At 65.0% G+C, this 7,100-nt stretch carries 9 protein-coding genes; 6 read left to right on the top strand and 3 right to left on the bottom strand.

Annotated elements, in window-relative coordinates:
- Positions 1–355, top strand: a 355-nt coding sequence (locus AC1DJT_RS32215; RefSeq protein WP_476835665.1) for a tRNA pseudouridine synthase A, incomplete at its 5' end; no start/stop codon positions are given.
- 7 nt (positions 356–362) lie between these two features.
- Here the strand turns inward: AC1DJT_RS32215 and AC1DJT_RS32210 are convergent.
- The 3 genes from AC1DJT_RS32210 to AC1DJT_RS32200 form a co-directional block, all read right to left on the bottom strand.
- Positions 363–950 carry a hypothetical protein gene (locus AC1DJT_RS32210; RefSeq protein ID WP_441507278.1) on the bottom strand — a complete coding sequence of 196 codons (588 nt, stop codon included), beginning with the start codon at positions 948–950 and terminating at the stop codon, positions 363–365.
- A 69-nt stretch (positions 951–1,019) separates the two neighbouring features.
- Positions 1,020–2,222, bottom strand: a complete 1,203-nt coding sequence (gene dapE, locus AC1DJT_RS32205) for a succinyl-diaminopimelate desuccinylase (RefSeq protein WP_441490213.1) — start codon at positions 2,220–2,222, stop codon at positions 1,020–1,022.
- The gene (locus AC1DJT_RS32200) at positions 2,219–2,644 is read right to left on the bottom strand and encodes a DUF805 domain-containing protein (protein WP_441507277.1); all 426 of its coding nucleotides are present in this window, start codon (positions 2,642–2,644) and stop codon (positions 2,219–2,221) included. The genes dapE and AC1DJT_RS32200 overlap by 4 nt, the downstream gene beginning before the upstream one ends.
- A 188-nt stretch (positions 2,645–2,832) precedes the next feature.
- On the opposite strand from AC1DJT_RS32200, the gene AC1DJT_RS32195 reads away from it, so the two are divergent.
- The 5 genes from AC1DJT_RS32195 to AC1DJT_RS32175 form a co-directional block, all read left to right on the top strand.
- Entirely contained in the window at positions 2,833–3,447 is a 615-nt protein-coding gene (locus AC1DJT_RS32195) for a ribonuclease D (RefSeq protein ID WP_476835664.1), read from the top strand.
- A 208-nt stretch (positions 3,448–3,655) separates the two neighbouring features.
- Entirely contained in the window at positions 3,656–4,372 is a 717-nt protein-coding gene (gene lptC / locus AC1DJT_RS32190) for an LPS export ABC transporter periplasmic protein LptC (protein WP_441490210.1), read from the top strand.
- A gap of 40 nt (positions 4,373–4,412) precedes the next feature.
- Positions 4,413–5,171 (top strand): LptA/OstA family protein, encoded by a 759-nt coding sequence (locus tag AC1DJT_RS32185; RefSeq protein ID WP_476835663.1) that lies wholly within the window; start codon positions 4,413–4,415, stop codon positions 5,169–5,171.
- Between the two features lie 144 nt (positions 5,172–5,315).
- Positions 5,316–6,128 carry an LPS export ABC transporter ATP-binding protein gene (gene lptB / locus AC1DJT_RS32180; RefSeq protein WP_476835662.1) on the top strand — a complete coding sequence of 271 codons (813 nt, stop codon included), beginning with the start codon at positions 5,316–5,318 and terminating at the stop codon, positions 6,126–6,128.
- A 183-nt stretch (positions 6,129–6,311) separates the two neighbouring features.
- A partial coding sequence (locus AC1DJT_RS32175; protein WP_476835661.1) for an RNA polymerase factor sigma-54 occupies positions 6,312–7,100 on the top strand: 789 nt, incomplete at its 3' end.

Here is a 7,100-nt window from a genome sequence, read left to right as displayed (position 1 = left end):
ACTCTGGCATGTCCCCTTCAGACTTGATCATGAAGCCATGGACCGCGCTGCCAAGGCGCTCGTCGGTCACCACGATTTCACGACATTTCGGGCCGCCGAATGTCAGGCGAACGGGCCTGTTCGGACGCTCGACCGGCTCGATGTGACGCGGGAGGGTTCGGAGATCGTGATTTACGCCCATGCCCGCTCCTTCCTGCATCATCAGGTCCGCTCGATGGTCGGCTGTCTGAAGATGGTGGGAGCGGGGCGCTGGCCTGAAAACAAGGTCGGCAAGGTGCTGGCCGCGCGCGACCGCTCGCAATGCGCGGCGCTTGCTCCATCCTGCGGGCTCTATCTCGCCGGCGTCGATTACTGAGCCGGGCTCAGATGCCCGCCAGGCCGAAGACGCGGATGATCGAATAGTCGGCCATCACGCTCGCCAGCAGGATTGCGGGCGCGACATGGCCTTGCGCGCCGAAGGCGGCACGCGCCACGCAATAGCGAAGGCGCAGCACGATGACCGCGAAGGCGATCGCCTGCATCGTCGCGATGGCGGGGTTCGACCAGCCGATTGCAAAGACAGTGGCGGGTACCGCCATCAGGCTGGCCGAGACGATGCCGGCCCAGTTCCAGGCGATGACGAAACTGGTCAGCCGCGGCGAATGGGCGAGGTTCGGGGCGAGGCCTATCAGCAGCGCCGGTACTGCGATGATCGCCAGGCACTGGGCGCCCAGCACGCGGGCAATGAGGGCGGGGGAATCGAACATGTTCCCGGCGTTGGACAGCCCGGCAATCTGCCGTTCGGCCGCCAGGATCGCGACCAGCGCTGGCACGGTGAGCACGAGCGCGGCAAAGGAGCGCCAGAACCCGTCGCGGCTGAGATCGAGTTCCTTCAGCGCCTCGGCGCCGTCGGTCATCAGGCGCCATGAACCGCGTAGCGAGCGCAGCACGTCATCGGCAGCAAGAGCCATGGCCGGGTACTCCGGATACGTGGCATTAGACTTTCGTCTAATGCAGTAAACGGCGTATCCGGTTTGGGGTCAAGCGCCTTGTTGCGTTGCAGCAAAGTAGCTTTCGAGCAGGCGGTGCGTGATCCGTTCCAGGCAGAGCAGGTCGGAGACCGCGACCCGTTCGTCGATCTGATGCATGGTCTGGCCGACCACGCCGAACTCGACGACCGGGCAATAGCTCTTGATGAAGCGGGCATCGGAGGTGCCGCCCGTCGTCGAGAGTGCCGGGCGCGTGCCGGTCTCGGCTTCGACCGCATCGGCGACCAGCGCGACGAACGGCCCCGGCTCGGTCAGGAAAGCGACCGCATTCGTCGGCTGAACTTCGAGCTCGTAGCGCACCTGGTTGCCGGCAGCGTCCCGCAGCCGCCGGTCGAGCTCGGCGGCGAGGCTCTCTGGCGTCCAGATATCGTTGAATCGGATGTTGAAGACAGCCTTTGCCTGGGCTGGAACGACATTCGTCGCGGGATTGCCGACATCCAGAGTGGTCACCTCGAGATTGCTCGGATCGAAATAGGCCGTTCCGGTATCGAGTGGCGTCGCATCGAGCGCTGCCAGCAGGCGCACCATGCCGCGGATCGGATTGTCTGCGAGGTGCGGATAGCCGACATGGCCCTGCTTGCCGTGAACGACCAGCCGGCCGGTCAGCGAGCCGCGGCGGCCGATCTTGATCATGTCGCTCATCGTCGCCGGGTTGGTCGGCTCGCCGAGCAGGCAATGGTCGAAGCGTTCGCCGCGTGCCTTCGCCCAATCCAGCAGCTTGACGGTGCCGTTGACGGCAACCGATTCCTCGTCCCCCGTGACGAGAAAGGCGATCGAGCCCGGCGCATCCGGATAATCGCGGCGGAAGCGCAGCGCAGCCGAGATCATCGAGGCGAGCCCGCCCTTCATGTCGCAGGCACCGCGTCCATGCAGGACACCGTCTTCGACCTGGCCGGAGAACGGGTCGCGCGACCATTGCGCGAGGTCGCCCGGGGGAACGACATCGGTATGGCCGGCTATGACCAGAACGGGCCCCTCGGTGCCGATCCGGGCATAGAGGTTTTCGACATCCGGCGTGTCGGGCTCGCTGAATACCGGCCGATCGACCGAGTACCCAGCCGCGCTCAGAACGGTGTCGAGCAGAGCAAGTGCTCCCCCCTCAACTGGTGTCACGGAGGGGCATCGCACGAGCGCCTGCGTCAGGGCGACGGGATCGAGCGGGTCGAAGGGAAGTGGAGGAGGGAGCGGCTTCATTCCGCCGGTTTAGCACCCGCTTCTGTCTCTGCAACGGACTCGGGCGCAATGCAGCCCGGCAGCAAACCGAGATCGATCAGCGCAACGAGCCAGAGCAGCAGGGAGAAGGTGCCGAGTGTTTTGGCCGCTGCTGCTTCGAGATGGCCGGGGCCAAGTCCGGACAGTACGATCGCGATGACCAGCGTCGGCCCGTAATACCACGGCCGTCCGCGGTCCCGGCCGCGTTTGGCGGCAAGCGCCGACCAGGGAAACAGGGCGAAAGCCCCGGCAAAGGCCGTGATCTGGGGGCCATGCTCCGCGCCAAGGCGAGCGCTGCCGATGTCGGCGAGGACGAGCGCGAGAGCAACCAGGGCCGTGCCCGACCAGAAGGCGGGGCGTCCGATGCGGCCCTCGAAGCCGGTCAGGAGGGTGAGAAGCGGCAAGGCGATGATTCCGTTTCGGAGACTGTCTCACGCCGGCCCTCAGCCCTGAAGCTCAGGGTGAAGAATGCGTTAACGCGATGGCCCCGCGGCGATCCCGGCGCGCAGAAAAGGCTTGAACGTGGGCTCGGCGCCCGCTAGCTGCGGCAGGGGCCTTGTCCCGCGTGTTTTGGCCCAGTGAGGTTCTTGTCATGACCATCCGTCTGCATCGCGGTGATCTGCCGGATGATTTCCTGCCGGGCTCCGTCGTTGCGATCGACACCGAGACGCTTGGTCTCAACCCGCATCGCGACCGGCTCTGCGTGGTCCAGCTCTCGCGCGGCGATGGCTCTGCCGATGTGGTCCAGATCCTTCGGGACGGTCCTGCGCCTGCGAACCTGATCCGACTGCTGTCGGACCCTTCCGTGCTGAAGCTGTTCCATTTCGCGCGGTTCGACGTTGCCGTTCTGAAGAACGCCTTCGGCGTCACCACCGGCCCGGTCTACTGCACCAAGATCGCCTCGAAGCTGGTGCGGACTTATACCGACCGGCACGGCCTGAAGGACCTTGTCAGGGAACTGCTCGGCATCGACTTGTCGAAGCAGCAGCAATCCTCGGATTGGGGCGCCGATACGCTGTCGGAGGCACAATTGGCCTATGCGGCTTCGGACGTGCTGCATCTCCACGCCCTGCGCGAGAAGCTCGAGGCCATGCTGGTGCGCGAGGGGCGCTCGCATCTCGCCGAAGCCTGTTTCAATTTCCTTCCGTTCCGCGCGGAGCTCGATCTTGCCGGCTGGGCCGAGAACRACATCTTCGCTCACGCTTGACAAATTCTAAGTCTTCTTGCGTCAGTCTCCACGCGAACGAAGCGCGTAGGGGCCCGCAGGTCGTTCGCCGGCTGACACGAAAAAGCCGTTAGCGACTGCCATTGCGCGGGGCATGACTGTGGCGATGACAACGGGCGACTGGACCGCCCCCGAATCGAAACGTGCGAGTCGACGTCGCGCTGCGTTCAAGGCAGCGCAGCGGCACACCATGCTCGTCCGCTTCCTCCGCCGCGCGATTCCCGTCGGTGCGGTCGTGGCCGTGCTCGGCCTGATCGTGACGCCGTTCCTGCATCCATTGTCTGGCGTCTCCGGCGTGTCGATCGGTTCCGTCGGCATTTCGGGCGGCAAGGTCAAGATGGAGTCGCCGCGCCTCTCGGGCTATCGCAAGGACAACCGGCCCTACGAGGTGACGGCGCTCGAAGCGCTGCAGGACATTCGCAATCCGACCGAAATCGAGCTGTCGACAATGACAGCCAGGATTCAGATGCAGCAGGAGGGCTGGGTCACGGTCAACGCCCGCACCGGCCTGTTCAACTCCCAGAAGGAGAAGCTGAAACTGGTCGATGACGTGAAGGTCCGTACCGAGTCCGGCTATGATATGCGGATGCGCAGCGCCGATATCGATTTCAAGGCGGGGACCGTCGTATCGCGGGAGCCGGTCAAGGTTCTGCTCGGTTCGACCACCGTCGAGGGCGATACCCTGGACGTGAAGGACAATGGCGCGCTGATCGTCTTCGACGGCCGTGTCCGAGTCGTGATAGAGAATGCACCGGCTCGCGCCTTGGCCGGACCTGAACGCGAAGGCAGCACGCCGGCTCCGGAACTGCTAGGACCGGTCAAGGCGCCTGCCGCGCCGAACCGGGAACCGGCAGCGGTCGACGGTAGTTCTCCGGGCAATGCCCCTGCAACTGGGACGAGACAGTGATATGCGGTCCGCATTCGAAGCTGCATCAGTGAATCCTGCGATGTCGAAGGGCTGGCAGCCGGTATGGCTACTTGCGGCAGCGCTGAGTCTTTCATGCGTTGCCGAGGCGGTCGCCCAGACCCCGCAGCCACGCTCCGATGCCTCCAAGGTTGCGCAGGCGACACCGCCTGCGGCTGGAAAGGCCAAGCCCGCCCGCGGCGGCGGGGGGGCGAATTCGCCTCTTGGCGGCCTTGGTGGCGACAGCAAGGAGCCGATCAAGATCGATGCTGACAAGCTCGATGTGCTCGACAAGGAAAATCGCGCGGTCTTCACCGGCAATGTCGTGGCGGTGCAGGGCGAGACCACGGTGCGGTGCTCGGTCATGACCGTGTTCTACGAGGGGCGCGGCGCTGGGACCGTACCAGGAGCATCGCGTCCTGCAACGCCGGCGCCAGCCGCARCGGGGGGCGCGCCGCAATCCAATGATAGCAGCATCAAGCGCATCGAATGCGATGGTCCGGTGACCGTGGTCTCGAAGACGCAGGCTGCGACCTCAGACAAGGYGGTGTTCGACCGCGCCAACAACAAGGTCATCATGACCGGGAATGTCGCCCTGAATGACGGGCCGAACATCACCCGTGGCGAGCGACTGGTCTATGACACGGAGACCGGCGTCGCCAATATCGAGAACAACAAGGGGCGCGTGCAGGGCTTCTTCGTTCCGAATTCCGGCGAGGCCGGCAAGGACGCGGGCAAGAACACTCCGCCCAAGCCCGGTGCCGCGGCCCCCGCTCGCCCGGCGAGCCCGCCGACCAACTAGCCGCTCCGGTCCGGCGCATGCCGGGCCGACTGCCTTTCACATCAGCGAGCCCTGCTCTCAGTGACAGTCCATTCCATGCCGCAATCCGACAGTTCGACCCTGCCCGCTCAGGCTACGGCACCCCGGAGCGAGCAAAGCCCCGGCATGTTCGGGCGCTTGCGCGGACTGTTCGGCGCAAAGGCGCGGGACAGCGAGGCCGAGCCGGCAACATCATCTGCCGCATCGATCGGTGGACCGGGTATTCTCGCTGTCAGCGGCCTGCGCAAGAGCTATGGCGGCCGCACGGTGGTGAGCGAGGCGAGCCTCTACGTCCGGCAGGGCGAAGCGGTGGGCCTGCTCGGTCCAAACGGCGCCGGCAAGACCACGATCTTCTACATGGTCACTGGTCTGGTGCCCGCCGATCTCGGGGTCATTTCGCTGGAAGGCAACGATATCACCGGCTTGCCGATGTATCAGCGCGCGAGGCTTGGAATTGGCTACCTGCCGCAGGAGGCCTCGATCTTTCGTGGCCTCACTGTCGAGGACAACATCCGGGCCGTCCTTGAAGTCGTGGAGCCGAACCGCAAGAGCCGTGAGCGTCAGCTCGATACGCTTCTGGAAGAGTTCACGATCTCTCGCCTGCGCAAGGCTMCTTCCATCGCGTTGTCGGGCGGCGAGCGCCGCCGTTGCGAGATCGCCCGCGCCCTGGCCGGGCGGCCGTCCTTCATTCTTCTCGACGAGCCCTTCGCCGGCATCGATCCGATCGCCGTTGGCGACATTCAAGCGCTGGTGCGCCAGCTGACCGATCGTGGCATCGGCGTACTGATCACCGACCACAATGTCCGTGAGACGCTCGGCCTCGTCGATCGCGCCTATATCATCCATTCCGGCCGCGTGCTCACCGAGGGCTCTCCGGCCGAGATCATCGCCAATCCGGACGTCCGCCGTGTCTATCTCGGCGAGGATTTCAAGCTCTGATCCAGCCGGCCGTGATGCCGCTGCCATAATCTCGGCAGAATGCTGCACTGCATTAATTTCTCTGCACAAAGCGCGTGCAGAGGCTTTGACGCGCCCGCGTTGCGCGGCTAGGCTTTGTTCCGAAGGCAAGAAACATGCCGAGGCGGATGAGAGGTCAAGAGCGCAATGGCGATGATGCCGCGCATGGAGCTGCGCCAGGGACAGTCCCTGGTGATGACGCCGCAGCTGCTGCAGGCGATCAAGCTCCTGCAACTCTCGCATCTCGAACTTCAGAACTTTGTCGAGGGTGAGCTGGAGCGGAATCCGCTGCTGGAGCGCGACGACGCGCCTGAGGCTCCTATACAGCTCAATGGCGGCGATAGCCCCCTGGCGGCTGATCCAGAGAGTTTTGCGCGTGCCGAGAGCCTGAACACCCAGGACGGCATGGAAGGCCGGCTCGGCACCGGGCTCGACAACGTCTTCCAGGGTGAACAGCCGACAATCGCCCGCCTCGACACGAAGGGGGCCGACAGCCTGCCGATCACCGGCGGCGCCTATGGCGGCTCCGGTGGTTCGTTCGAGGACGGGTCGGAAGGCTTCGAGTCCAGCCTGACCTCGGAACTGTCCCTGCGCGATCACCTCAGCGCACAGCTCGATCTCGCGATGACCGATCCTGCGGAGCGACTGATCGGCAGCCACCTCATCGATGCGGTCGATGATTCCGGCTATCTCGRCGAGCCGGTGCCTGAGATCGCAGAGCGGCTCGGTGTGAGCACGGACAAGGTCGAGCACGTGCTTGGCGTCATCCAGGGCTTCGACCCCTCCGGTGTCGGGGCGCGCGATGTTCGCGAATGCCTGTCGATCCAGCTGCGGGAGCGCGACCGCTTCGACCCGGCCATGCAGGCTCTGGTCGCCAACCTCCATCTTGTCGCCAAGCGTGATTTCTCGGCGCTCAAGCGCATCTGCGGCGTCGACGATGAGGATATCGCCGAC

The sequence above is a fragment of the Allobosea sp. 05T422_2 genome (genome assembly GCF_056396265.1).
The sequence above is the reverse complement of the archived record's forward strand: the minus strand, read 5'-3'. Positions and strand labels throughout refer to the sequence as shown.

Excerpts from the sequence above, each read along its gene's own strand:
- AC1DJT_RS32210 (WP_441507278.1), bottom strand. The coding sequence starts at position 950 with ATGGCTCTTGCTGCCGATGACGTGCTGCGCTCGCTACGCGGTTCATGG.
- dapE (WP_441490213.1), bottom strand. The coding sequence starts at position 2,222 with ATGAAGCCGCTCCCTCCTCCACTTCCCTTCGACCCGCTCGATCCCGTC.
- lptC (WP_441490210.1), top strand. The coding sequence starts at position 3,656 with ATGCTCGTCCGCTTCCTCCGCCGCGCGATTCCCGTCGGTGCGGTCGTG.